Raw genomic sequence first — 24,287 nt, 5'->3', positions numbered from 1 at the left:
TCCGGGAGCATGGCACGGATGCCGACCGTGCGACCCCTGCTGCGCACCGACCGCCCCGTCAGCGCCGGCGACGGCGTGACCTCGCGCCACGGCCTGTCCTTCGGCGCCCACTACGACCCGGAGCGCACCTCGTTCGGCGCCCTCGTCGCGCACAACGACGACGAGCTCGTTGCCGGCGTCGCCTACGGCGCCCACGAGCACCGGGACGTCGAGATCCTGGCGTGGGTGGTGGACGGGACGATGGTGCACACCGGGCCCGACGGCGCGGAGATCCGCGTCCCCGCCGGCACCCTGCAGCACCTCGCCGCGGGCACCGGCTGGCACCACGACGAGCGCGCCACCGAGGACGGCCCCGCGCACCTGGTGCAGGTCTGGGTCACGCCCGGGATGGAGGACCCGCCGCCGGGGGAGCCCGCCCTGACCCACCACCGCCCCGACCTCGCCGCCGGCCCCTTCGTGCTCGCGCTGCGCCGCCCCGGGGTGACGGTGACCGTCGCGCGCCTGGGCGCGGGGGAGTCGTGGAGCCCCGCCGACGGGGCGTACCGGCACGTCCACGTGGCCCGCGGGGCGTTGGCGGCGGTCGGTGCCGGCGACAGCATCGAGATCGAGGGCGCCGGTCCGGTGGTCCTGGACGCGGGCCCCGACGGCGCCGAGCTCGTGGTCGTCACGACCGCCTGACGGGGCCCGGACACACGTCGGGGGCGGCGCGTCTCCCGACGCACCGCCCCCGATCTTCCGTGCGATGTGCTTCCGCTGGGTCTGCCTACAGCGGCGTGACCTGAACGGCCTGCAGGCCCTTCTGGCCCTGCTCGACGTCGAACGAGACGCGCTGACCCTCGTCCAGGGTGCGGAACCCGCGGGACTGGATCGCCGAGTAGTGGACGAACACGTCAGCGCCACCACCGTCGGGAGCGAGGAAGCCGAAGCCCTTCTCGCTGTTGAACCACTTGACGGTGCCTTCTGCCATTCCTGCTCCTCATACCGATGTCACGAGGCGTGTCCGCCCCGACCTTCAGATCCGCCGCAGGGGCCGTGGCCCCGGAGGTCGGAGTCACGCCGTCGGATCGTCCGGGGACGTCCGGGCGACGTGACGGGCACAGCCTATCCGGAAGGACGGGGTGCCTCACCAGACCCGAATCCGGATTCGTCGCGGGACGTCCGCCGGACCTACGCGACCCCCGAGTCCGAGGTCTGCGGGCCCGCGGCCTGCGGGTCGTCGATCCGGTACTGCTCGGCGGCGCGGACCACGGTGTCCTGCCCGACCTCCCCGCGTCGGGCGAGGGCGGCCAGGACCCCGACGACGATGTTCTCCGCGTCGACCCCGAAGTGGCGGCGCACCGCGGGGCGGGTGTCCGACAGGCCGAAGCCGTCGGTGCCGAGGACGGTGTAATCGCCGGGCACCCACTTGCGGATCAGGTCGGGCACCGCCTTCATCCAGTCCGACACCGCCAGCACGGGGCCGGCCGCGTCGGCGAGGGCCTGGGTGACGTACGGGGTGCGCGGGTCGGCGCCCGGGTGCGCGTGGTTGTGCTCGTCGCACTCGACGCCGTCGCGGCGCAGCTCGGTCCACGACGTCGCCGACCACACGTCGGCCTGCACGCCCCACTCCTCGGCGAGCATCCGCTGGGCCTCCAGGGCCCACGGCATCGCCACCCCGGAGACGAGGATCTGCGCCCGCGGGCCCGGGCCGCCGGGGGCCTGCGCGTAGCGGTAGAGCCCGCGCAGCAGCCCGTCGACGTCGAGGTCGTCGGGCTCCTTGGGCTGGCGGTAGGGCTCGTTGTAGACGGTCAGGTAGTACGAGACGTTCGGGTCGCGGTGCGGGTCCGGCTCGCCGTACATGCGGGTCAGGCCGTCGCGCACGATGTGCCCGATCTCGTAGGCGTACGACGGGTCGTAGCAGACGATGCCGGGGTTGGTGGCCGCGAGCAGGACCGAGTGGCCGTCGTTGTGCTGCAGGCCCTCGCCGACCAGCGTCGTGCGCCCCGCGGTGGCGCCGAGCAGGAAGCCGCGCGCCATCTGGTCGGCCGCGGCCCAGATGCCGTCGCCGGTGCGCTGGAACCCGAACATCGAGTAGAAGATGTAGATCGGGATCATCGGCTCGGCGTGGGTGGCGTACGACGTGCCGACCGCGGTGAACGAGGCCACCGAGCCCGCCTCGTTGATGCCCTCGTGCAGCAGCTGGCCCGACTCCGACTCGCGGTAGGCCAGCAGCTGGTCGTGGTCGACCGAGGTGTAGAGCTGGCCCTGCGGGTTGTAGATCTTGAGGTTCGAGAAGAACGAGTCCATCCCGAAGGTCCGCGCCTCGTCCGGGATGATCGGGACGACGCGCTTGCCGATCTCCTGGTCGCGCGTGAGCTCCTTGACCAGACGGACGAACGCCATCGTCGTGGCGATCTCCTGCTTGCCCGAGCCGCGCTTGACGACGTCGTAGACCTTGTCGCCGGGCAGGACCAGGGGCTTGTTGCGGGCGCGGCGCTCGGGCAGCGGCCCGCCGAGCTGGCGGCGGCGGTCGAGCATGTACTCGATCTCCGGGGCGTCGGCGCCCGGGTGGTAGTACGGCGGCAGGTAGGGGTCGCGCTCGAGCTCGGCGTCGCTGATCGGCACCCGGACCTCGTCGCGGAACGTCTTGAGGTCGTCGAGGGTCAGCTTCTTCATCTGGTGGGTCGCGTTGCGGCCCTCGAACGTCGGGCCCAGCGTGTAGCCCTTGATCGACTTCGCCAGGATGACGGTCGGGCGGCCCTGGTGCTCCATCGCGGACTGGTAGGCGGCGTAGACCTTGCGGTAGTCGTGTGCGCCGCGCTTGAGGTTCCAGACGTCGGAGTCGGTCAGGTCCCTGACCAGCTCCTTCGTCCGCGGGTCGCGCCCGAAGAAGTGCTCCCGGACGTAGGCGCCGTCGTTGGCCTTGTAGGTCTGGAAGTCGCCGTCGGGCGTGGTGTTCATCAGGTTGATCAGGGCGCCGTCGCGGTCGGCGTGGAGCAGCCGGTCCCATTCGCGGCCCCAGACGACCTTGACGACGTTCCAGCCGGCGCCGCGGAAGAACGACTCCAGCTCCTGGATGACCTTGCCGTTGCCGTGCACCGGCCCGTCGAGGCGCTGCAGGTTGCAGTTGATGACGAACGTCAGGTTGTCGAGGCCCTCGAGGCCGGCCACGTGGATCGCGCCCCGCGACTCGGGCTCGTCCATCTCGCCGTCGCCCAGGAAGGCCCAGGTGTGCTGCTGGCTCGTGTCCTTCATCCCGCGGTTGTGCAGGTAGCGGTCGAACCGGGCCTGGTAGATCGCGTTGATGGGGCCGAGGCCCATCGAGACGGTCGGGTGCTCCCAGAACCACGGCATGAGGCGCGGGTGCGGGTACGAGGGCAGCCCGCCGCCCGGGCCGGCGTGCGAGAGCTCCTGGCGGAAGCCGTCGAGGTGCTGGGCGCCGAGGCGGCCCTCGAGGAACGCGCGTGCGTAGATGCCGGGGGAGGCGTGGCCCTGGATGTAGACGTGGTCGCCGCCGCCGGGGTGGTCCTTGCCGCGGAAGAACCAGTTGAAGCCGACTTCGTAGAGAGAGGCCGCCGAGGCGTACGTGGAGATGTGCCCACCGACGCCGACGCCGGGGCGCTGCGCGCGGTGCACCATCGCCGCCGCGTTCCATCGGATCCACGCCCGGTAGCGCCGCTCGGTGTCCTCGTCGCCGGGGAACCAGGGCTCCTGGTCGGTGGGGATGGTGTTGACGTAGTCGGTGGAGTACAGCGAGGGCACCGAGACGCGACGCTCGCGGGCGCGCTGGAGCAGCTGCAACATGATGTAGCGCGCCCGCTGCTCGCCCTGCCCGTCGAGCATCGCGTCGAACGACTCGATCCACTCCGACGTCTCGTCGGGGTCGATGTCCGGCAGGTGCGAGGACAGACCGTCCCGGATGATGTGGACCCGCCCGGTGTCCGCCCCGGCGCCCTTGTGGGTGGTCACGATCCAACTCCTCGTCGCTGGTGGTCCGACGGTTGTCCGACGGTGCCGGCCGCGTCCCGGATCGCGGGTCGACGGCCGGGTTCGGAACCGATTCTGCCCGGTCGTCCCGGGGGTCGCCGCCCCATCGTCGTCGGCGGCACCCGTCCCGTCACGTCTACCGGGCGGTAGCCGGAGCGCGCTCGCTGCTCCGTCTCCCGCGTGGCTGGTTGCGCTCCGTACGATGGCCGTGTTCGCTGAGCGCTTCGTACGGGTGACGCGAGACGCGGAGCCCCGCACCGAGGAGGGGGAACGGGCGTGGTCGCGGCCACGGGAGACTCGGACAAGTCCGATCTCGCCGGCAAGCTCGGCGTCGAGCCGGGGATGATCGTGCAGGAGCTGGGCTGGGACTCCGATATCGACGAGGAGGTCCGGTCCGCCATCGAGGACCGCAGTGGCGAGGACCTGCTCGACGAGGACGCCCAGGAGGTCGTCGACGTCGTGCTCCTGTGGTGGCGCGACGGGGACGGCGATCTCGTCGACACCCTCATGGACGCGCGCTCGCCACTGACCGAGAGCGGCGTCCTCTGGGTGCTCACCCCGAAGACCGGCAACGACGGGCACGTCGAGCCCTCCGACATCGCCGAGGCGGCCCCCACCGCCGGGCTCTCGCAGACCTCGAACGTCAGCCTCTCCGAGGGCTGGGTCGGCACCCGCCTCGTCGCCCCCAAGGCATCCGCGCAGCGTCGCCGCTGACGAACGGGCGGTCACGCACGGCGTCCTGCTCGCTAGGCTGGCCGGGTTTGGACACCCGGACGAACAGGAGACAGGTCGCCATGACCGTCGAGGTGGGCTCACCGGCCCCCGGCTTCACCCTCAAGAACCAGGACGGCCAGGAGGTCTCGCTCAGCGACTTCAAGGGCGACAAGGCCGTCCTGCTGGTGTTCTACCCGTTCGCGTTCTCCGGCATCTGCACCGGCGAGCTCTGCTCGGTGCGCGACGACCTCTCGTCCTTCCAGAACGACAAGGTCCAGATCCTCGGCATCTCGTGCGACACCACCTGGTCGCTCAAGGTCTGGGCGGACCAGGAGGGCTACGAGTTCCCGCTGCTCAGCGACTTCTGGCCCCACGGTGCCGTGTCCGAGAGCTACGGCGTCTTCAGCTCGGACCTCGGCTTCGCGTTCCGCGGCACGTTCCTGATCGACAAGGACGGCGTCGTGCAGTTCCTCGAGCGCAACGGCCCCGGCGACGCCCGCGACCAGCAGGGCTGGCGCGACGCCCTCGAGGACCTGGCCGCCTGAATCTCCGCGGTACCCGGAGCGAACGCCCTATCGGCGTGCAGTATTGGATGCTGCTTCGAATGCGGGCGAAGTCCCCGTTCGCTCCGGGCCCGGGCGCGTAGCTCAGCGGAAGAGCAACGGCCTTACAAGCCGTCGGTCGCAGGTTCGAATCCTGCCGCGCCCACCCAGGTCAGAGGCTTGTTTGTTGCCTCCGATCGGAGCTCGTGGGGCTGGTCGTGGGGCGAGTGCTCTCCTAGCCTGCCTCGTGTGGGGTCAACACCAGGCTCGCGCCGGCGGCGGGGTGAGATCGAGAAGCTGCCGAGCGGGGCCTTCCGGGTGCGGATCCACGCCGGGATCGACCCGGTCACGAAGAAGCGGCACCGCCTCGAGGAGGTCGTCCCCGCCGGCCCGAGAGCGGCCGCCCAGGCGGAGAAGGTCCGCACGAAGCTACTAGCCGAGCTCGACGCGGGACGCCAGCCGCGGACGTCGGCGACTGTCGCTCAGCTCATGGAGCGCTACCTGGAGATCGCCCGCGTCGAACCCTCCACGCGTCAGGGCTACGAGGGGCTCGTCCGGAACCACATCGCCCCGCTGCTCGGCAATCAGCAGGTCGGCCGTGTCCGCGGCGAGGTCCTGGACTCCTTCTACGCCGAGCTTCGGCGATGCCGTGCGCACTGCCGGCGCGGCCGATCTGCGGTCGATCACCGCACGCAGGTCGAGCACCAGTGCGATCAACGCTGCCGTCCCCATCGCTGTCGCCCGTGCTGACGACGCCTGAAAGCTGACCCTCTGGCGACGCGTGGGTTCCAGGGCTTGTCGCAACACTCCTGATAGATCAACTGGGGTGTGCATGGGTCGGCGAGGGCCGAAGCGTCAGCTGGATGTGGAAGCGCGGTACTGGGAGCTGCTGGCTGCCGGGGTGGGCACCGTTGAGGCGTGCCGGGCGGTCGGGATCACCCGCAAGACCGGGTACCGATGGCGAGCTGAGCGCGGTGGGCTGGTACCACTCGAGCTCGCCGAGACCGCCCGGTCGAACCGGTACCTCTCAGCGCTGGAACGCCGCCGGATCGCCACCTTGCGGAGCCAGAAGCTCGGAGTCCGCGAGATCGCCCGCCGCATTGGACGTGACGCCTCCACGGTCAGCCGCGAGCTACGCCGCAACCGCCTCGTCCACGACCGCGACTACGACGCCGACCTCGCCCACGCCCGCGCCCGGGAACGAGCACGACGGCCCCGACGGACGAGGCTGAGCACCGACCCCGAGCTGCGGGCGGCGGTCCAGGGCAAGCTCGAGCTGGAGTGGAGCCCGGAGCAGATCGCCGGCTGGCTGCGGGCCACCTTCCCGCTGCTCACGGCCTGGCACGTCTGCCACGAGACGATCTATCAGGCGCTCTATCACGGTGGACGTGGCGGGCTGAGCCGCACGTTGACCAAGCGGCTGCGCACCGGGAGACCGCTGCGCAAGCGACGTCGTCGTCCCGATCGGCGCCGGGTGCGCTACGTGATCCCGTCGAAACTGATCGACCAACGCCCACCCGAAGTCGAGGGCCGTGGCCGGCTCGGTGACTGGGAGGGCGATCTGATCATCGGCCGAGGCGGGCAATCCGCGGTCGGCACGCTCGTCGAGCGCCGGACCGGGCTGGTGCGGCTCGTCGCCCTGCCCGACGGGCACAGCCCAGAGCGGCTGTGCGCGGCAATCACCCCGGTCCTCGAGGCGCTTCCCGAGTCGGCGCGGCGGACGCTGACCTGGGATCAGGGCAGCGAGATGGCCCGCCACGACCGTATCGCGCCGTTCTTCAGTGATGGCGTCTTCTTCGCCTACCCGGCCAGCCCGTGGCTGCGGGGCAGCAACGAGAACGCCAACGGGTTGCTGCGCCAGTACCTGCCCAAGCGCACCGACCTGAACGTCCACGACCCGGCGTCCCTGGCCCGGATCGAGGACCGGCTCAACGGCCGGCCCCGAAAGCGCCTCGGATGGGCCAGCCCTGCCGCCGCCTTCACCGCGGCTCTGGCAGGCTCCTGAACAGCAACGTTGCGACGATCATCAGAATCTGCCCTGGAACCCACGCGTCGTCAGGGGGTCCAGATTCAGCCGTTGTTGACAGCCGTCTCGGCGATGGACGCCGTTCCGCCCATCGAGCAGGGCAAGCCAGTCCGCGCGGCTACTGCGGCGCGCGCAGGCCTGAGGCATGAAGATCTCCACTTCTTGGAGTGAACCGCCCCGGCGTGTCCGGAGAGCTATGGGATTGAGTGCTCGGGCTCGGGTTGGGCGTGGTGTTGACGGTAGTGGGCGTGCTCGAGCTCGACGGGTGGGATGTCGCCGGCGGTGCTGTGTAGTCGGCGGTGGTTGAACCAGTCGACGTACTCGAGGGTGGCGATCTCGACTTGCTCGACGGTGCGCCAGGGCGCCCGCGGCTTGATCAGCTCGGTCTTGAACAGTCCGATGGTGGACTCGGCCAGCGCGTTGTCGTAGGCGTCGCCGACCGAGCCGACCGAGGGTGCGGCACCGGCCTCGGCGAGGCGTTCGGTGAAGGCGATCGAGGTGTACTGGGAGCCGGCGTCGGAGTGGTGCACCAGGCCTCCGAGCTCGGTGATGCCTTCCTGCCGGCGGGTCCAGACGGCTTGCTCGAGGGCGTCGAGCACGAGGCTGGTGCGCATCGTGGTGGCGGCGCGCCAGCCGAGGATGCGCCGGGAGTAGGCGTCGAGGACGAAGGCGACGTAGACCATCCCGGACCAGGTCGGGACGTAGGTGAAGTCCGCGACCCACAACCGGTCCGGTGCGGCCGGGTTGAAGCGCCGGCCCACCAGGTCGCGGGCTCGGGCTTGATCGCCGGGGATGGTGGTGCGGATCCGGCGGCCGCGGCGGACTCCGGCCAGGCCCTGGGCGCGCATCAGCCGCTCCACGGTGCAGCGGGCGACCGGGATGTCCTCGCGGTTGAGCTGGGCCCAGACCTTGCGGGCGCCATAGACGCCGTAGTTCTCGGCGTGCACCCGGGCCACCTCGACGCTCAGCTGCTCGTCGCGACATGCCTGGGCGGTGGGCTCGGCCGCAAGAGCCTTGCGGGCCTCGTAGTAGGTGGACGGGGCGATGGACACACCGAGCTCGCCGAGCACGGTGCAGATCGACTCGACGCCCCACCGCCGGCCCGCACTGCTGCGGGCGGCGTGCTCGTCAATGAACTTCACGAGCGTCGCGGTGGCCGGTCGATCTCGGCCGCGAAGAAAGCCGAGGCCGCCTTCAGGATGTCGTTGGCCCGCTTGAGCTCGGCGTTCTCCCGGCGCAGCCGCTTGAGCTCGTCAGACTCCTCGCTCGTCGCGCCTGGGCGCACACCACCGTCGATCTCAGCCTGACGGACCCACTTGCGCACCGTCTCCCCGGTGCCCACCCCGAGCTTCTCGGCGACCGCGTTCATCGCCGCCCACGGCGACTCGTAGTCCGCCCGAACCTCGGCGACCATGCGCACCGCCCGCTCCCGCAACTCCGGCGGATAGGGCGGCTGGGACCGACGTGTCATGACCAGATCTCCTCAGACGATCAGGTCTCCGGACACGCCGGGGCGGTTCAGAGGTCCGCGCTGTTGCGGGTTGGCGGTCCCTTGTTCGGCGCCGATACGACATCTTGTCGAGACCGGCGCCTCAGAGAGTCATCGGCTTTACCGCGGTTGCCATGGCCGCAACTGGCGAGACACCCCTAGCTCCGTAGCGACGTGGGTCTTGAACGGCCGTGATCTCGCCCCGGTCCCGCATGTACGTGAAGTGGACCGCGCTCAAGCCGCGGCGCGGGCCACGACCGCCTTGATCCGCGAGTCACCCCGGAGCTGATCTGGTCTACCGCTGAAGCCACGGATCGCCGCCAGTAGCTCCCGGTCAACCGGCCGCGTCAGCTTCGACTCCAGCAGGTCCAACAGCTCGGCCCACTGGCCCTGCCCGACCTCGGACCCCAGGCTCGACGAGATGGTGATGTCGGTGAACGACCGCAGCGCCAGAGACGCCTGGTCAGGGTTGAACAACGCCACGAGCGCGGTGTAGCTCGGCTGTGCCGCCCGGCTGTAGCCCTACGGATTACCGAGATAGACCTCCACCAGCACGGCGACGTACTTGGTTCCCACTGCCTGCGGCACGTCACCGTGCTGGCCGACCAGGGCCTCCAGGGCACGAGCAGGTGCAGGCTCCAGGTGGAAGTTGTTGAACCCGCGGTGCGCGGCGATCAAATCGTCGAGCACGGCGTCGATCTCGATCGCCCGATCCGCCTCAGGAATGTACGCGCTACCGGACACGAGGTCGATCAGCTCGCGAGCGGCATGGGCTCGGTCCGTGTCGGCGCTGGCTCGAAACCTGCCGTACTTCACGCCGAAGCCGTGTCGTGCGTCCTCGGTGGTGTGGACCCAGATGCTCGGCCACAACGTCCGCACGTTGTCGTCCACGTGCGGCACCTGGCTCGGGTCCATGTAGAGGCCGAACAGCCCGGCCGCCAGTGCATCCGCGCGGTCGTCCGAGAGGTTCCCGAAGAACGCCGTGGCGCCCCGCGCGTCGGCCGGGTCCAGCTTCGCCTTCTTGATGTTCCCGAGTAGCTGCCCGATGCCCGTCGTGATCGTGTCGAGCGGCTGTGTGATGACCTCTTTGACGCACGTCTCCAACCACGTCGCCAGCTGGAGGCCGGTGATCTGCACCTGGTTGGGGTGCGCAGCACTCGCGAAGTTCCGCATGTGGCGTAGTGGCGTATGTGGTCCAGCTGGTGGTGCCCGATGTCGGACAGCAAGCCGATCTGGTGGGCGGCCTTCAGCAGGTCGATGTCGTCGATCTTCTTGAGGTCGTCCGCCGTGTTCAGGTGCTTTCGCCGCTCAGGGGAGGTCACGGCGATGTCGAAGAAGTACGCCAGGTCGAACCCAGTGATGCGGAGACGCAGCTCGCCGACCGTCTCGTTCCAAAGGTAGTTCAGCGCGGCATCGAACAGCCCGGCCGCAGCCGCCGCGAACATCTTGCTGACGTAGAACGACCGGCCGCGCTCCTCGACCGGCAGATGCCTTAGACCGCTCGCCATCGTCGTGAGCGCTAGCTGTCGATCTTCGATGTCGACCAGGACACCGCCAGTCGGCAGGCCAGCCCTGGCCAGCTGCCCGAGCAACATCCCCTCGAATCGCTCCAGGTCAGTGACGGGTTGTCCGTCGGTCGCCTCCGACTGCGGCATGAGCTCGCTCATCCGGGCGATGGTACCGAGTTGGACTGAAGCGCCGACTTGTATGGATTTCGGGTCGTGGAGGTAGTCGATCTACAGGCCGGACGGAGCACCGGCCGGTCTGACTCGTGCCATACAGTGACGCCGAGGACCACGATCAGGACGACCGGCGGCAGTCCGAGGCCGGCGAGGTCCTCGACCACGAACCGGTCGCGGACGTCGTCGTGCTCGGCGCTCTTGTCAGTGCCCGTCTCGTCGGCGTGGTCATCGGTGTCGTCCCGCGCCTGCCACTCAGATAGCTCGTCGGCATTCGGCGAGGGCCCGGTTCGCCCGCTCTATAGCCGCTGAGGTCTCGTCGGCATCGGTCATACGCGGTGGTCTCCTCGTCCAAGATGGCCTGGCGGTGCGCTGCAAGCCACTCGTGCGCGGTCACCGCCGGTTCGGGCGGGACGTCGTTGGCGGACGGGCGGCTGGTCGGCGGGCTTGGGCTTCGCGCGTTCGGTGGCGGCGCGGGTACCGCGGTGTGCGCGAGCCAACACGAGCGTGCTTCGTCGAGCTCGCCGGCCTGAGCCGTCGGCGTGCCTTCGCGCGTCCAGCTCCTCCCCGCCGTCCCTGCTCGGCCTCGCGGGCAGTCGCTGCTTGTCGAAGGGCGATGAAGGCCTGCCGAGGTACACGGATCGGGGTGCCGGTGACGTGGGACGGCGTGACCTCCAGATGCTTAGGCTGGCGTCGCACCCTCGCGTGGCGCGAGCACCTACCCGAGGTCAACGGCGAGCCCGTCACGGAGCGAGAGCGTCAAATCGTGCTCGAACGCGCGGACTTCGACTCCGCAGCTCGGCGAGGCGCTCACTGCCCTCGAGACTCTCCGCGAGACCGTCGAGCAGGAGTGCGCTCGTCGCGGGTGGAGCACCCGCTTTCAGTCACGAGGGTTCCGGTTGGGACGTTCTGGTTTGGAGTGATACGCCAGGATTCTTGAGGGTGCGGATCACATTCGAATTTTGCGGAAGAATGATTGTAAGTGGTCGATCTGACCTCCGATTCAAGTCGACCACTACTCCTCGCGTTGTGTCAAATTCCAGCTCATCGAGTTCCGGCAGAGGGGGAAGACTGTACAGCGAGAACTGAAGCCACGCTTCCCTCGGCCGGAGTATCAATCGCCGTATGGAGGTTAGTGTCGCAAGGGGTGCTAAGTCGGTGGCGCCGTACATGCTCAGAGTGAGTTCTTTGAGCGGACCCGTCAAGCCCTTCAGGGGGATTATGGCGTTCGACGTTGATGCTATAGATAGGTGGGTGACTGAGGGCGGAAGACTGGACATCTTAGCTATGTCAGAACCATTGGACACTGAGACGTTCAGATACTCGACCGTGCCAAGCTCGTTGACATAGGGAAGAAGTCGCGGATCGTCGATTACTGCAGAGGTGCCGTTGTGGCAGTGTCTGATGACCTCGGTTGCGTAATTTTGATGATCGAAGTGCCGCCAGCCTCGAATCAGCTCCTCGTTCAAGTCGAAGTCGGAGTGAGCAAGCTCTCGAATCAAATTAAAGGCCTCGTCTGTCCCCACCAGAGAGAGGAGTCGCAAGGTCGCACGTGCGGTTGAGGTATTGGTCGGACGACGAACACGTATTGTATCAACAATCAAGTCGCCAAGGAACGCAAGTGACTCGGCAACCTTGTAGCTCGGCGGCGGGAGGAGGCCGCGGGCCATCTCCTCGATCCTCGTTCGCAGGCGAGCGTCCAATACGGTCGCGTTCTGTAGAGTGCCGATGGCGAGAACCTTCAGGCGGAGATTCTTCGACGAAACGGCTTTCTTAAGGAGTCCACCTACGAGTTCATTGCACTCGTCCTCCCGTGCGCTTCCTGCACCGAGAATAATCAGCTCCCGCCAGCGCTCGTCGTCCGAATGTCTGAGTAGTAGGCCAATCTCGTCACTACTGATTGCAGCTACGCTGGCTAAGTAGTCTTGAAAAGTCCTGTGAACGAAGTCAACTTGACCCTCAACGGGTTCTCTTAGAAGCCCTGAGCGATCGATCAGATTGCGAAGAACGTCGATGCCCGACGCCGCCGAGGCGGACATCTGAGGAAGCTGGCGCTCAACGAAACGTGCGGCCCGTTTGGTACTACAGTTAGTTTGACCCTGCCGAAACAACCAGAATGCGAACTGCTGCAGAAGGACTAATTTCTGACGCCGCCCCAAGGAGTCATGCGTCTTGAGGTCACGCTCTGCATCACGGGCCCCAAGGAGCATGTCGACGCCGCGAGCGTATACCTCGATACGCTCTCGTGGTAGTTCCCGATGAAGTTCCCGATTTAGCGCGCATAGCATCGCGGCCATTAGAGGATTTGAGGCAAGCAGTCGTAAGTGCCGGTCGGCGCCTAGGGCCGCGGTAACAGCGCGCTCGTCTTCAATGAGGCCATCTAGTTCCTTTCCATGCGCCTGATGACTAATCGCTCGATGCCATTGCCGTACGAACTGCTCGATATTCGGGCGTATCATGACATCAATGTTGAGGCGTTCGAAATCCTTGAAGCCTCGCTCGTCAGTCAGGCCTGAGGGCCGCGAGGTCAGCACGAATCTAGCATCAGAGAATTGCTCAAGAAGCTCAGTTCGAACCCAATCAAGTGCTCGACGCCTAGGTGGGCCTGGCAGGAGCTCGTCGAGGCCATCGAGCAGGACAAGTGCCCGGCCACTCATCAAGAGTTCGCGCACAGACGGGTGATCGGCGCCCTTCGAATAGACGCTCTTACTAATATGTTCCGTCAGACTTTCGACGTCAGGCAGCTCCCCGGAGGGGTAGAGCCTCAGCGGTACATAGAATGGTACTAGTTCATTCCATTCCGACAGAGGGCCAACGAAGGCGCGACGCGCACACGTTACAGCCAGCCAACGTAGGATAGTCGTCTTGCCGGAGCCAGCGTCGCCCACAAGAAGGCTGGCGTTCCCTTTCGACAGCCCTTGCTCCACATCGACAGACTGAACGAAACTTACTTGCTCAGCACGTCGATCAGCTGCGATTGTAACGGATGTGCTTAGGCTTACGTACGCGACTTCGAGCGGATAGCGCTTGTGAATGTTTGACAGCTTAGCTCCGAACAGTTCCATGTGGTCTAGCTTGCTCACAACAAGTCCTCGGTAGGTCTTAGTCCAATCTCGCCTATCGCCTCCGGCTTGAGGGAGTCTGGCTATTGCCGTACGGAGCTCCGAAAGTATTTTTGTCTGCCGCCGGAGAATCTCTCGAGCTGTCTCATGGCTGGCCGATGGCAGCGCGCTGGAAAGCTCGACGGCTTGTCCGCAGGTTGCCCGCAGGAGATTGTCAAGCAGTGCCGCGCCGCCTGCACTCAGCAGAGTTTCCTTCTTGGCTAAGTCGCTTGCCGGACCCAGAGATCGAAAAAGGCTCTCGCTGTCGAAGTCGTGCGCTACTATTGGCTCAAGCGTAATCGCGGCACCCTTCCATACCTCCTCGGCGGATAGAATCGCTGCCGTAGCCTCATTCTCGGGTAGAGACGTATTGATGAGAACATTCTCGACTAGGTCTTGGGCGACGATGTCAACGCATTGTTCGAGTACTCGTCCGGCCTCGCGCCTCGCGAAGTAGTCGTTAGTAGAATTCTGGAATATGTCGGAGAACTTCTCAACCGCTTCGCCTGCCGGGCCCAAGAAGATCTTCGCAACCGATTTGACAGTTGCGCCCGCCAGGTTGACGAGGAGTTCGGTACGAGCATTCGGATTGACGGACATCGTCTCCCCTGATTCGGGTCAATGAACTCGGCGTTGAGTCAAGGGACGGCTAGATTTGTGGTTGAGGCGTTGACCATTTGTCCGATCAAAGTGGCCGGACAATTTCGGGGTTGCAGTAGATGCGCCCGCCAGTTGCCTGCCCTCGGGGGTCCCTCTGTCGGCTGGAGTCTCTTGACGGGCTCGCGCTCCCAGCCAGGTGCATGGTTGGAGAGTAGGACTTGAACGAACTCCGGTCGTGACCCTCGCCGCGCAAGCCTCACTCGGCCGGTGGCTTGCCGCTCATGTGCTCAGGCCCCAGGTCGTAGGCTTGGACGGTCTTGGTGAGGCCGGTGACGGCCAGGTCGGTCTCGTCCTGGCCGAACCGCGCGTAGATGGAGGACGCCACGCTCGAGGCCGGTAACGTCGCGAGAGACGCCCGCGACCTTGACCAACGTGAGAGTCACAGCCCTCGTCCCAGCCCTCCTGGCAGGGCTGCTGATTGCCGGGTGCGGCGGAACATCAGGTGGTGCTGTTCCCGTGCCGGTGCAACCCATCCCTGGCGCGGCCGCGGAGCCTGCCCCGCTGCGCTCGCCGATGGGCACCGCTGTCGCCCTGTCGAACGACTGGCGTGTCCAGACCGCTGAACCGGTGCCCTACGACCCGTCAGGCAGCGCCGCAGGCGAGGAGACCGGACAACGGTTCGTCCGCTGCGACGTGACCTTGATCAACGACACGAGCCGCTACGCGAACCCCAGCGAGTCCATCAACATCGGGATCGGCGTGCAGCGAGTCCAGACGCAGCCTGTCGTCGACATCGCCACGACGCCACACCGTTCCCGCCCGCTCGTGCCGTGCCCCCTGGTGGCACCGTGACCTTTGGCCTGGTCTGGCCGCTGGCGCTGCCATCGGTCGACATCCAGCTACGGGCGATTCCCCTCGACCCGGCCCGCCCAGGAAAGCCAGCCGGGCAGGCCGTCGTGTTCGACGGATACGCCTGACGCATGGAGGTGAGCCGTCCTCCGGGCAGCTCGTGGAGCGGCATCCGACGGATTACCGTCACGGTACGAACAGCTCGGGCAGCGTCATGTCCGTGCTGGCACATCGGTGGCGGCGGAGTCGGGGCCAGCGGTGTCCATGCAGGTGTCACAGCGCGTCGGCGAGGCGCCGAGGATGGCGTCGTGGTTCGGGTGCAGGTAGCGCTGCGTCGTGGACAGCGAGCCGTGCCCAGCGATCTTGCGGAGGATGTGGACCGGAACCCCGGCGTCGGCCATCCAGGTAAGCCCGGTGTGCCGGAGGTCGTGGCGGCGCAGGTAGCCGAGCCCGATCGACTCCACGATCTCGTCCCAGTGCGTGGCATCGCGTAGGACGGCGGTGCTGATGCGCCCGCCACGCGGGCCGACGAACAGCCGGCCGTCGGTGAGCGAGGACCGGGCGACGAGCTCGGCGACCATGGGCCGGACTTCCTCGATCAGCGGGACGACCCGGGCTCGCTTTCCCTTGGTGGCCTTGTCCACGAGGCCGCCGGGGGAGGGGGTGGTTTGGCGGCGGACGTTCCAGGTCCATGTGGTCGTGTCGATGTCGTGGGCCCGGCAGCCGGACACCTCACCAATGTTGGCCGCGGTCGCTCCGGCGAACCTGACGACCTGGCCTCAGCCGGCGAATCGGCCGTGAGATCGCTCCACGAGCGCGTCGGCGAGGCGGGCCAGCGTGTGCCAGTCAGCGAGGGCCAGCGACCGCGGATCGTCGAGTTCGTCCTCCACGCGCCGGTACTCGTCCTGCCAGCTGGTGATCCGCGCCGGGTTCCTGTCGATGATCCCGTCGCGGACCCCCTGCTCCATGACCCGGACGAGCACGGCGAGGCTGTTCTTCACCGTCGTGCGGCTCGCCCGTCACCGATCGACCCGAAGACGGCACGATCGACCGCGCCGTAGGTGATCATGCGGATGGCGAGGTGGCCGAGGGACGGAACCACACGCTGACGCCAGCCAGCGAGGTACGGGTCGGTGGTCTTGGCCTCCAGGCCGCGCAGGACCAGGCGCATGTTGGCCGTGCCGTAGGTCGCGAGAGTGTGGTTCGCCGCTTCGGGGTCGACTCCGCCGGCGGCGTCGCCCTTCATGCGCTCGATCCACGCGAGGGCCTTGTCAGCGGTGGCGAAGTTGTCCGACTGGGAGCGCCGCTTACCGGTGGCCGGGTCGAGCCAGCGGACCGGGCCCGTGGCCGCCCACGAGTTCGATTGCCGGTGCGGGGGAGTGGTGGTCCGGGCGGGGTCTCACCCACGACGACGCGCCCGAGGGCTGCCAGACCGCCCGCACGGCTGCAAGAGCCGCCAGGCAGCACCCCCGCCAGACATCGACGGCAGGGGCTCTTCCACCCGCACGAACGGCCCGGCAGGGCAGAGCCCGTGCCGCCGAGGGAGACCCCGAGCGCTTCTCGTGTCATTGGACGACGCCGCTCAGCAAGGCTGGCGGTCATCGTTTCGTCCCACCGGCACGAGGCGACAGCTTCATCATGACGGAGGATCGGGCCCTCTCTATTAGTCACCGACCAGACTTTGTGCTGATCGAGGTGTGCGGGTTCAGTGGGTAACCGTGACGTCACGCGTGCCCCGGCGCGTAGAAGGAAGGCATCACGCGGCGGCGTTTACGCGTACCGCACATGGTGGGCCGCCGCGGAGCCCCGAAGGCTTTACTCTGGGGCACTTGCGAATGCTCGTCGTACCCACCACAATTTACTCATGTCCGAAGAGCCACGTCTGACGTCGCGAGGATACGATGAAGGGCAGGCACCGGAGCGGATAACTCCAATAACGAATCTTCAGATCTTCGCGGCGGCGTGCCTTGTCGTAGCGGTTATCGCAGTTCTTCTCATCGTCTTGCTCAAGATCGCAAATACACCGATCCCTCCTCCAATTCCAGGGGCGCCGGTAGCCCCGTCGGCCGCCAACCAGATTGACGCCATCCGTACGGCGCTCACCGCGGGAGCAGGAGCCGGAGGAGCCTTGGCGCTCCTCCTCGCATTCCGACGTCAGCGGCATGCAGAGAATGTTGCGCTTGAAAATCGTTACTCCGCCGAGCAGACGATAGGGCAGAGGCGAGATGAGGCGAAAGATCAGGCCGCTGACGCCCGCCAACGCCGAATTGCGGATTCCTTCACCAAGGCTGCAGACTTGCTCGGCTCAGATCGCGGACCGGTTCGACTCGCAAGTCTCCATGCTCTGGAACAGCTTGGCGTGGTCGAACCGTCACAACGGCAGGCGGTCGCCAGTATTATCGAGTCATACCTTCGCATGTCGCCGGATATCTACGATGACGATTTGAGGCGCGCCGAGGAGGGTTATGTTCGCATGAGTGCGATGGACATCTTACGTAGGTGTTCAGGTGAGTCTCCGTGGCTAAGCCGGCCGATTGATCTGAGTGGGGCTAGCCTTGTCGGCGCAGACTTCTCAGGAATCAATCTTGCGAAAGCGAGACTCGTTGGAGTCGATCTCTCCAAGTCGAACCTGAGAGGGGCAAATCTCTCTGGTGCTGTTCTTACGGGTGCAACGCTCGACGGGGCGAACCTCATGAAAGTGGACCTGTCCGATGCCTGGTTGAACGAGGTTCGAGGCGAGTCGGTTAGATTTGATGGCGCTATCCTCCGGGAGGCGAGGTTTTGGCGGTCGGTGTTGCCAGGTGCGCAGTTGCTCGGCTGTGCATTTGACAGACACACCAGCTTCAACGAGGCCCATCTTCAAGGGGCAACCTTCGGGGAGGGTGTGAATCTGGATGACGTGAGCTTTTACCATGCGAACCTTCTGGGTGCGACGATGAAGAGAGTTTGCGCTCGACGTGCGAACTTTGCGAACGCCACACTCAGTAGTGCATACTTGAACCACTCGATCTTCGAGGGCGCTTACCTGATAAGCGCCACGATGCATAGTGGTGAGCTCATTAATGCGAACTTGCGCAACGTCGAAGCGGATGGGGCTGACTTTTCTGGGACTCACTTCGGCGGAGCTGACTTAACAGGAGCGAACCTTGAAGAGGCTGACTTGAGGTCGGCGAAGTTCAGGGGGAGCACCATGACGGGAACTGTAGTGATAGATGCCAATCTCATGGGTGCAGATCTACGAGACGTCGAGGGGTTGATTGACGGACAACTGTCGCCGCGCCAGGTGGCCGTCTCTGTTGGCGATCCACCGGAGTCGACTCTGCCTGGACAAGCCGAAGAGGAAGAAGGGCAAGAGGGCGAGTAAGGCTCCACAGGGAAAACTCCGTGCATGAGCAGGGACTGTTGAGACCCCCATGCTTTGTGTCATGGCCCAAAATCGTTGAGCCGTCCGGCGCACATCTGGCGCCGACCACACGGAAACACGGCATTTGGGACAGCCACAGCCACAGCCACAGCCCACCCACCGGGCTGCATGTTGAGCTGCCGAGAGGAGTATCGCGGAATCGCACACATGGTCGAACGAGTTAGGGGAGCGATGCTCAGCTCTGCCAGTCAGCGCCCGCTCTGGCTCTGGCTCTGGCCCAAGATCAATGCAGCATTCAAGCAGCACGAGCGAGGGGGCGCCGGGCCTCCAGACGGTCTAGGCCAGCCGCGCCTGCTCGGGGCTGAAGATCGCAGATCGTGGTGCGGATCGTGGTGTGAGCTGGAGGCGACGAGCGGCTCGTGGAGCTTCCAGAGACACGCGAGTGAGAACGAAGGCCCTGGTAGGAGCCTTGAGACACGCCTTCCCGCGTTCTTACAAGTCGTCGGTCGCAGTCTTGAAACCTGCGCGGGCGCCCGAATGTCAGGCCCTCTCACCCACGTTCGAGTCGGTGAGGCTGGGCGAAGAGGTCGTAGGTGTCGAAGCTGTAGCGGGCCACCACCGGGGCCCACCGCCGGTAGGTGGCGGTATCGCCGTGGATCGGAACCCCCTCAGCCCGTGTCGAGGTGATGAAGGAGGCGGCGTCGGCGGCGACGGGCGCTCCTGCGGAGGCAAGCGAGAGGAGGACGCCGGTGATGTCGTCGGATTCCTTCCCGATGTCGTCGGACTCCCTCAGTGGCTCGGGCCGGCTCAGGCCTTCGAGGAGGGCGCGGGCCTGACCGGGCGCGGCGATGAGCGCAGCGAGTAGAACGGCCGCAGCCTGGTACGGGCCGTCAGGGCCGGGAGAGCCGAGAAAGGCGACGGTGTCCCGCTCGGGGATGCTGATCCTCAGGAGCCGGTAGAGGTTGGCCAGCTTCTTCACGCCTCGTGGGGTGGGAATGAGGACCGCAAGGAGAGGGATGAACTGGACCTCGGTGTCGTCGAGCGCGAGTCCCTCGACGGTCGGTGGAGCGGGCTCGGCGTCCTCACTCGGCTCGTTCGTCGGGGAGGTCGGTGTGTCCTCGGTCGAGGTGCCCGTGGTGGGCTCGTCTGCGGGCGACTCCGGCACGGACCGCGGCGATGCTCCGGTCGTCAACGGCATCCGGCCGGAGGCGCCGTGTGTCGCACCGCTCCCATCGTCGCCCGAGGCCGGGGCCGTCGGTGACACGACGCTCGGCAACAGGGTTCGGAGATAGTCCTCGGCGTGCTTCTGCATCGGACTGACGGCGTACGGCACGTGGAAGATCTTGTCCAGGTAGTCGAGCGGCCGTCCGTGATTGGGAGCCACGGGTAGTGGGCCCTCCGTGGTGATGGTGGGACGGGGGTTCAGCAGGCGGTCGTGGTGCTCGTCGAGAGCGCGCAGCAACCAGCGTGGGTCGACGGCGACCACGACGAGGAACAGCGGCAGGGTGAGTAGCAGATTGAGGGCCTGGAGCACCTCGACCACCCGAGAGGACACGCACCGGTCGAGATCGTCGACGTAGAGGACGATGCGGCGGAGGCTTGAACGATCAGCCGTCGTGGCCTTCGCGATGTTGTCGCTGAGCCTCTTCAGGTCGTGGTGGATCCGACCGGTCAGCCCGCGGTAGCCCTCGTACCGGTCGGTCGCGGCGATCTCCTCGAGCAACCGTTCGAGCTGACGGGCCGGGTCGCGCTGTCTGAGATCCTCCTCGGCCTCGGCGATCTCGTCGTTCGTGGCGTCGCGTCGCTCTTCGAGCTTCCTGCGCGCCTCGTCGGTGTGCCTGGCGATCAGGGTCCACGAGGTGGTGATGCGCTCACGGACCGCTGCTGCCGCCGTGGTGACCCCTCCGATCCATCCGAGCGCCGTGAACCACGCCGAGATCTGATCGCCCAGGACGACGCCGGCGACGACCAGGAGACCGGCGAGCATGAGGAGCGCCGTCGCCCGCAGACGTGCGCGCTTCCACTCGCGGACCGCATCGCCGCCGGCGGCCTTCAACGTCAGCCAGGTACGACGGGGCTGGTCCAGCCAGGCCCACCAGCCGACCGGGTCCGGGCTCCGGATCTGGCCGAGCTGGCGCTCGAGGTCGTCCCGGACCGTTCTCTTCTCCTCCAGATCTCGCTCGCGTTCGAGGAGGTCGTCCTCGTCGACCGCGGCGCTCGTCGGTCGACCGTCGCGCAGCTCGCGGAACAGGTGCTCGACCAGCCCGACCCAGAGGTGGTCGTCGCTGTAGTGCCAGGCGTTGAACCGCACCTGCCGGATGTGGCCGACGTAGGTCGAGCTCGACTGCAGGCGGGCACTCCGCGCCAGGGCGTCGACGCGGCCCTGGACCTGGGTCATGAAGCTCGACTTGCCGCTGCCCCAGTTACCCATCAGTGCGACGGAGAGCGGGGGCGTGGTGCTCGTCGCCGCCAGGAGCCGCGCCATCGTGCCCACGTCGTCGGCGAAGCCGAGCAGGTCCACGGCACTCTCGGCGTCGGACATCACGCCGGCGTCCCGGTCGATGGCCGCGTCGACGGCTGCCTCGACGGCCGGCTCGTCGTCGGTCGCGGAGCGGGAGGAGTCCGGCGTCGGCGCCGTGTCCGGTGCGGGGGGACCGAGCGTGCGGTCCCAGACGTCCGGAGGCTCTGCCGGCCAACGTGTGGCGATCCGATCGCGGAGCGCTCGTCGCAGAGAGGTATGTCCGACGCCGAGGGCGTCCAGTACCGCCGGCGGGATCGGCTCGTCGAGCGCCACGGCCGCGAGGTGGTGCGACCAAATCTCCCCAGAACCGAGCCCGGCGGCGAGTTCTTCGGCGGCGTCGACCACCGATCTCACCCGAGGATCGGTCGGATCGATCTCCTCGCGCGGACGGACCGTCTCGTAGCGAACGTCGAGGGCGCGCCTCGCGTTCTCGATCCGTTCTTTCCGGGGTTCGGGCACGGCCTCCAGCAGCGCGGTCGTAGCCGCCCGCCGGATCTCAACGGGATCGAGGCGGGTGTGATCGACGCGATCTAGCGCCGCGAGGACCACGTCGACGCCGGCTACCCGATTGGCCCCTCGGGCCTGGCAGACCCCGAGCGCGAAGTCCACGAGCTCGTGCGCCCCGGGTCGCAACCGAAGATCGGCCATCGGTGAATCGTTGCGTACGGATGCCCCGGGCCGTACCCCTGAAGGGGCTCAGCTCGGTGCTGTAGACCGCTTCGTCGCGAGCACCCGCGGGCCGCGTCAGGGTGGTGCCGAGTGGGATCCGGGCGCGGGGGCCCACCAGGGCTCCAGAAGTGCCCGGAAGGTGTCGCGCCGTGTCTCCAGGGTCCCGTGGCCGAAGGACTCGTCGTTGAACCACGCCGACAGGGCTTCCCACCGTCGTGCGCCGATGTCGGTCCACGCCCGGACCTGGTCGAGGGTGGCCGGAGCGGAGGGTTCGTCGAGCCAGCTCTCGATGATCTCGTTGCGCAGGGTCAGTTCTTCGAGGGCGAGGATCGCCTTTTGGCCGAGTGTGCAGCCGCACGCGGCGTCGTCGAGAGGGTCGCGCATGCTGTGCGCGAAGTCGGACAGTCGTTCGTCGCTGCGCCGGATGGCGACGAGGACGCGGTGCTTGACTCTGTTTCCGCTCTCGCGATGGCCGTGGTATCGGGACTCGAGGATGCCGACCTGTCCTCGACCGTCCATGCTGGCCAGTTGTCGGTCCAGCACGACGTCGGTGAAGTGTGGGTGTCGGACGTAGGGCTCCTGAAGTGCGACCAGCCGCCCGGTCTCGGCGATCCGCCGGGCCACGTCCTCCCGGGTGTGCGAGTCACGGCTGTCGAGCGCGAGACGTTCGGCCAGACCCCAGCCGGCCATCTCCTCCTCCAACCAGACCCTCCAATCAGCAGCGTCGTCCGTCGGCGACTGCTGGCGGTTCCGCCACAGCACGGCCATCTCCTGGGCGGCGGCGCTGACGAAGCGGGCGACGTACGTGCTCTGTTCCCAGCGATGGATGTCCGGGCCGCGCTCGGCGGCGCGACCGATGGACCCGAACGTCGTCGCCTCGAAGTCCCGGAACTGCCGGAGCTCGCGGAGGTGGTCGAGGTCGGGGTCCTCGCTCAGCAGCCAGTCTCGTTGACGGATCACGAAGTCCGTGTCGGCACACTGCACCGCTTTCACCAGCTCGCCGACCGCCCGGTCCGCCACGTACGCCTTCTGCTCCTCGTCCAGCTCCGGGGGTGGGTCCACCTCACCGATCTCGGGAGCTGGCCCGTCGGGCAGGAGAGGCAGGGCGAGCAGACACGCCGCATTGAAGCGGGCGCGCCACGAGGGTGGTTCGGCGGCATCGTCGACGATCTGGCTGACGATCTCCTCGACCTCCTTCTCCCTTGGAGGCCAGGGGCCCTTCGAGAGGCCCCGGATGGCATCGGCGAACGCCGGCTCCCGTCGATAACTCTTCAACGGGTCCTCGTCGACCAGGTCGTCGTGGCCCGCCCGCCGCGCCCAGGCCGCCGCCATGCGGTACCGCAGCGCCGACCAGGGCATCCCGATCTGGAGAGCGTCGGGACGCAGGACATCGTGGCGACGCCAGGGGATCCACCGGCTGGCCCAGTCCTGCACCAGCCCGTCGAACTCGTAGCGGGACGCTGTCGTGAAGAACAGGCGCGCCGCGGCGATCCGCCGGTCGCGGTCCCGATCGGACTCGACGTCGCGGAGCGGACCAAGGAAGTCCGGCCGACGGGCCCTCTTCTCGTCGTCGTCAGGGTGCACGAGGTGGTGGTGTCGTGCCTCCAGCCGCGTGCGTAGGGCCTCGCGGAGGTGGGCGCGCCGCCACTCCCGGGACGTCTGGTGCTCCCCGGTCAGACATCGCTCCGGCCGCGCCCACCACTGCGCGGCGAGTGTGTCGCTCAGGCCGAGCAGGAGCGCGTGGCGATACCGCGCGATCAGGATGACCGGGTCGTTCTTCTCCAGGACGCGGGTGTCAGAGCCCCCGAATCCCGTGCGCGGCAACGGGGTGGGGGACCGGGGACTCCACCACCAAGACAGAGCGGCATCGGTCTGGGCCGCAACGGTGATGATGTCGTCATAGGTGAGGAGGGCGTCGAGGTAGAGCTGCATCCGCTCCTGGAGCTTGCCCAGGGCGAGCCGCAGCGACAGGTTCCCCGGATCCAGGCGCACCGCGATGCGCAGCGCCGCCATGGCTTCGTCGAAGTACCGGTCCGCGTGCAGCCCCACGTAGCGCTGGTAGGAGTCGTACAGATCGACCGGTAGTCGGCGGTCGCGCCACAGCGTCCACGGCGCCTGTCGACACAGCCGGGTGCGGGGGAGGATGCGCGCGGCCACCAGATGGGCGGCACGTTCGGCGGCTCGCACCGCGTTCCTCTCCCGGACCTCCACCGGAGCCATTGATGGGCCCGCGACGCGGCCAAGCTCGACCAGCAGGACGAACGGTGCCTCGGGCGTGCCGGGTTGGACCGTGCAGCTCACCCGGTAGGCCGACACGGGGGCCAGGAGACGAGTGAACCGCAGTGCGGCCCCCCATGGTCCGCGCAGATCGTCGCCGGCTGCATCGATCACGCTGAGGAAGTCCGTGGTGGCCTCCGTGGACGGGGTCGGGGTCACCCGCGCGAAGCGACAGCGTACGAGCTGCTGCTCGAACAGGGACTTGAGATCGGCCGTCAGCGCGGCCGACGGCATCCCGCCGATCGGTGCGGTGTTGTCGGTGAAGGGCAGGACAGTGACCGGGCCCGGGCTCCAGGCGCGGAACTCCAGTCGCAGGTGCCACCAACAGAACACCACGCCGACCACCGAGGCCGCGCCGAGGCCACCGAGGGCCACGCCGAACGCCAGCGACGCACCCGCCGGTCCGGTCGGAGCGATCCCCGACGGCCACGCCACCGCCACGGCAAGGAGCCCGGCCAGCACGACGACCATGACCACGGTCCGGGCGAAC

Annotated in this window: 21 protein-coding genes and 1 tRNA gene; 10 read left to right on the top strand and 12 right to left on the bottom strand. The window is 67.3% G+C overall.

Going from position 1 to position 24,287, the window contains the following annotated elements:
* Nucleotides 1–18 precede the first annotated feature (18 nt).
* Entirely contained in the window at nucleotides 19–678 is a 660-nt protein-coding gene (locus ACQPX6_RS20030; protein ID WP_433782187.1) for a pirin family protein, read from the top strand.
* An 85-nt stretch (nucleotides 679–763) separates the two neighbouring features.
* On the opposite strand, the gene ACQPX6_RS20025 is transcribed toward ACQPX6_RS20030, so the two are convergent.
* Both ACQPX6_RS20025 and aceE read right to left on the bottom strand, forming a co-directional pair.
* Entirely contained in the window at nucleotides 764–967 is a 204-nt protein-coding gene (locus ACQPX6_RS20025) for a cold-shock protein (protein ID WP_018331418.1), read from the bottom strand.
* A gap of 200 nt (nucleotides 968–1,167) precedes the next feature.
* Nucleotides 1,168–3,948 carry a pyruvate dehydrogenase (acetyl-transferring), homodimeric type gene (gene aceE, locus ACQPX6_RS20020; protein ID WP_433782186.1) on the bottom strand — a complete coding sequence of 927 codons (2,781 nt, stop codon included), beginning with the start codon at nucleotides 3,946–3,948 and terminating at the stop codon, nucleotides 1,168–1,170.
* 294 nt (nucleotides 3,949–4,242) lie between these two features.
* On the opposite strand from aceE, the gene ACQPX6_RS20015 reads away from it, so the two are divergent.
* The 5 genes from ACQPX6_RS20015 to ACQPX6_RS19995 all read left to right on the top strand — a co-directional run bounded on the left by ACQPX6_RS20015 (nucleotide 4,243) and on the right by ACQPX6_RS19995 (nucleotide 7,227).
* Complete coding sequence (locus tag ACQPX6_RS20015) at nucleotides 4,243–4,680, top strand: DUF3052 domain-containing protein (RefSeq protein WP_433782185.1); 438 nt, start codon at nucleotides 4,243–4,245, stop codon at nucleotides 4,678–4,680.
* 80 nt (nucleotides 4,681–4,760) lie between these two features.
* Entirely contained in the window at nucleotides 4,761–5,225 is a 465-nt protein-coding gene (locus tag ACQPX6_RS20010) for a peroxiredoxin (RefSeq protein ID WP_433782184.1), read from the top strand.
* A gap of 91 nt (nucleotides 5,226–5,316) precedes the next feature.
* Nucleotides 5,317–5,388 (top strand) — tRNA-Val (locus tag ACQPX6_RS20005).
* A 323-nt stretch (nucleotides 5,389–5,711) separates the two neighbouring features.
* Nucleotides 5,712–5,972 (top strand): hypothetical protein, encoded by a 261-nt coding sequence (locus ACQPX6_RS20000; protein WP_433788306.1) that lies wholly within the window; start codon nucleotides 5,712–5,714, stop codon nucleotides 5,970–5,972.
* An 82-nt stretch (nucleotides 5,973–6,054) separates the two neighbouring features.
* Entirely contained in the window at nucleotides 6,055–7,227 is a 1,173-nt protein-coding gene (locus tag ACQPX6_RS19995) for an IS30 family transposase (RefSeq protein WP_433782183.1), read from the top strand.
* Nucleotides 7,228–7,442: 215 nt separating this feature from the next.
* Here the strand turns inward: ACQPX6_RS19995 and ACQPX6_RS19990 are convergent.
* The 3 genes from ACQPX6_RS19990 to ACQPX6_RS19980 all read right to left on the bottom strand — a co-directional run bounded on the left by ACQPX6_RS19990 (nucleotide 7,443) and on the right by ACQPX6_RS19980 (nucleotide 9,874).
* Nucleotides 7,443–8,719 (bottom strand): IS3 family transposase gene (locus tag ACQPX6_RS19990; protein ID WP_433782182.1). Its coding sequence is split into 2 segments (ribosomal slippage): nucleotides 7,443–8,431 and nucleotides 8,431–8,719, totalling 1,278 coding nucleotides; the frame shifts between segments, so codons are not numbered across the junction.
* Nucleotides 8,720–8,971: 252 nt separating this feature from the next.
* Nucleotides 8,972–9,220, bottom strand: a complete 249-nt coding sequence (locus ACQPX6_RS19985) for a hypothetical protein (RefSeq protein WP_433782181.1) — start codon at nucleotides 9,218–9,220, stop codon at nucleotides 8,972–8,974.
* 39 nt (nucleotides 9,221–9,259) lie between these two features.
* Entirely contained in the window at nucleotides 9,260–9,874 is a 615-nt protein-coding gene (locus ACQPX6_RS19980) for a hypothetical protein (protein ID WP_433782180.1), read from the bottom strand.
* A gap of 53 nt (nucleotides 9,875–9,927) precedes the next feature.
* On the opposite strand from ACQPX6_RS19980, the gene ACQPX6_RS19975 reads away from it, so the two are divergent.
* Together ACQPX6_RS19975 and ACQPX6_RS19970 are read left to right on the top strand one after the other, a co-directional pair.
* Complete coding sequence (locus tag ACQPX6_RS19975) at nucleotides 9,928–10,233, top strand: hypothetical protein (RefSeq protein ID WP_433782179.1); 306 nt, start codon at nucleotides 9,928–9,930, stop codon at nucleotides 10,231–10,233.
* Nucleotides 10,234–10,508: 275 nt separating this feature from the next.
* Nucleotides 10,509–10,679 (top strand): hypothetical protein, encoded by a 171-nt coding sequence (locus ACQPX6_RS19970; RefSeq protein ID WP_433782178.1) that lies wholly within the window; start codon nucleotides 10,509–10,511, stop codon nucleotides 10,677–10,679.
* 621 nt (nucleotides 10,680–11,300) lie between these two features.
* On the opposite strand, the gene ACQPX6_RS19965 is transcribed toward ACQPX6_RS19970, so the two are convergent.
* Both ACQPX6_RS19965 and ACQPX6_RS19960 read right to left on the bottom strand, forming a co-directional pair.
* Nucleotides 11,301–14,117: an NACHT domain-containing protein gene (locus tag ACQPX6_RS19965; protein ID WP_433782177.1), complete on the bottom strand. Its 2,817-nt coding sequence runs from the start codon at nucleotides 14,115–14,117 to the stop codon at nucleotides 11,301–11,303.
* 256 nt (nucleotides 14,118–14,373) lie between these two features.
* Complete coding sequence (locus ACQPX6_RS19960; RefSeq protein ID WP_433782176.1) at nucleotides 14,374–14,502, bottom strand: hypothetical protein; 129 nt, start codon at nucleotides 14,500–14,502, stop codon at nucleotides 14,374–14,376.
* Nucleotides 14,503–14,633: 131 nt separating this feature from the next.
* On the opposite strand from ACQPX6_RS19960, the gene ACQPX6_RS19955 reads away from it, so the two are divergent.
* Entirely contained in the window at nucleotides 14,634–14,969 is a 336-nt protein-coding gene (locus tag ACQPX6_RS19955; protein ID WP_433782175.1) for a hypothetical protein, read from the top strand.
* 209 nt (nucleotides 14,970–15,178) lie between these two features.
* On the opposite strand, the gene ACQPX6_RS19950 is transcribed toward ACQPX6_RS19955, so the two are convergent.
* From ACQPX6_RS19950 to ACQPX6_RS19940, 3 genes are read right to left on the bottom strand one after another with little or no spacing between them, the layout of a single operon-like run.
* Nucleotides 15,179–15,697, bottom strand: a complete 519-nt coding sequence (locus tag ACQPX6_RS19950) for a tyrosine-type recombinase/integrase (RefSeq protein WP_433782174.1) — start codon at nucleotides 15,695–15,697, stop codon at nucleotides 15,179–15,181.
* 48 nt (nucleotides 15,698–15,745) lie between these two features.
* On the bottom strand, nucleotides 15,746–15,967 hold the full coding sequence (locus ACQPX6_RS19945) for a hypothetical protein (RefSeq protein WP_433782173.1): 222 nt from the start codon (nucleotides 15,965–15,967) through the stop codon (nucleotides 15,746–15,748).
* Entirely contained in the window at nucleotides 15,964–16,212 is a 249-nt protein-coding gene (locus ACQPX6_RS19940) for a hypothetical protein (RefSeq protein WP_433782172.1), read from the bottom strand. The genes ACQPX6_RS19945 and ACQPX6_RS19940 overlap by 4 nt, the downstream gene beginning before the upstream one ends.
* 618 nt (nucleotides 16,213–16,830) lie before the next feature.
* Here ACQPX6_RS19940 and ACQPX6_RS19935 point away from each other — a divergent pair.
* Complete coding sequence (locus ACQPX6_RS19935) at nucleotides 16,831–18,330, top strand: pentapeptide repeat-containing protein (RefSeq protein ID WP_433782171.1); 1,500 nt, start codon at nucleotides 16,831–16,833, stop codon at nucleotides 18,328–18,330.
* Between the two features lie 550 nt (nucleotides 18,331–18,880).
* Here ACQPX6_RS19935 and ACQPX6_RS19930 read toward each other — a convergent pair.
* Nucleotides 18,881–21,460 carry a P-loop NTPase fold protein gene (locus ACQPX6_RS19930; RefSeq protein ID WP_433782170.1) on the bottom strand — a complete coding sequence of 860 codons (2,580 nt, stop codon included), beginning with the start codon at nucleotides 21,458–21,460 and terminating at the stop codon, nucleotides 18,881–18,883.
* Nucleotides 21,461–21,595: 135 nt separating this feature from the next.
* On the bottom strand, nucleotides 21,596–24,268 hold the full coding sequence (locus ACQPX6_RS19925) for a hypothetical protein (protein ID WP_433782169.1): 2,673 nt from the start codon (nucleotides 24,266–24,268) through the stop codon (nucleotides 21,596–21,598).
* Between the last annotated feature and the right edge of the window lie 19 nt (nucleotides 24,269–24,287).

The organism is Actinomycetospora sp. CA-101289 (genome assembly GCF_050955895.1).
Classification (GTDB): Bacteria; Actinomycetota; Actinomycetes; order Mycobacteriales; family Pseudonocardiaceae; genus Actinomycetospora.
The sequence above is the reverse complement of the archived record's forward strand: the minus strand, read 5'-3'. Positions and strand labels throughout refer to the sequence as shown.

What these genes read in the sequence shown, in the direction of transcription:
- ACQPX6_RS20010 (WP_433782184.1), top strand. Translation starts at nt 4,761, where the DNA reads ATGACCGTCGAGGTGGGCTCACCGGCCCCCGGCTTCACCCTCAAGAAC.
- ACQPX6_RS19925 (WP_433782169.1), bottom strand. Translation starts at nt 24,268, where the DNA reads ATGGTCGTCGTGCTGGCCGGGCTCCTTGCCGTGGCGGTGGCGTGGCCG.
- ACQPX6_RS20000 (WP_433788306.1), top strand. Translation starts at nt 5,712, where the DNA reads ATGGAGCGCTACCTGGAGATCGCCCGCGTCGAACCCTCCACGCGTCAG.
- ACQPX6_RS19940 (WP_433782172.1), bottom strand. Translation starts at nt 16,212, where the DNA reads ATGAAGGGCGACGCCGCCGGCGGAGTCGACCCCGAAGCGGCGAACCAC.
- ACQPX6_RS19995 (WP_433782183.1), top strand. Translation starts at nt 6,055, where the DNA reads ATGGGTCGGCGAGGGCCGAAGCGTCAGCTGGATGTGGAAGCGCGGTAC.
- ACQPX6_RS20025 (WP_018331418.1), bottom strand. Translation starts at nt 967, where the DNA reads ATGGCAGAAGGCACCGTCAAGTGGTTCAACAGCGAGAAGGGCTTCGGC.
- ACQPX6_RS19935 (WP_433782171.1), top strand. Translation starts at nt 16,831, where the DNA reads ATGTCCGAAGAGCCACGTCTGACGTCGCGAGGATACGATGAAGGGCAG.
- ACQPX6_RS20030 (WP_433782187.1), top strand. Translation starts at nt 19, where the DNA reads ATGCCGACCGTGCGACCCCTGCTGCGCACCGACCGCCCCGTCAGCGCC.
- ACQPX6_RS19965 (WP_433782177.1), bottom strand. Translation starts at nt 14,117, where the DNA reads ATGTCCGTCAATCCGAATGCTCGTACCGAACTCCTCGTCAACCTGGCG.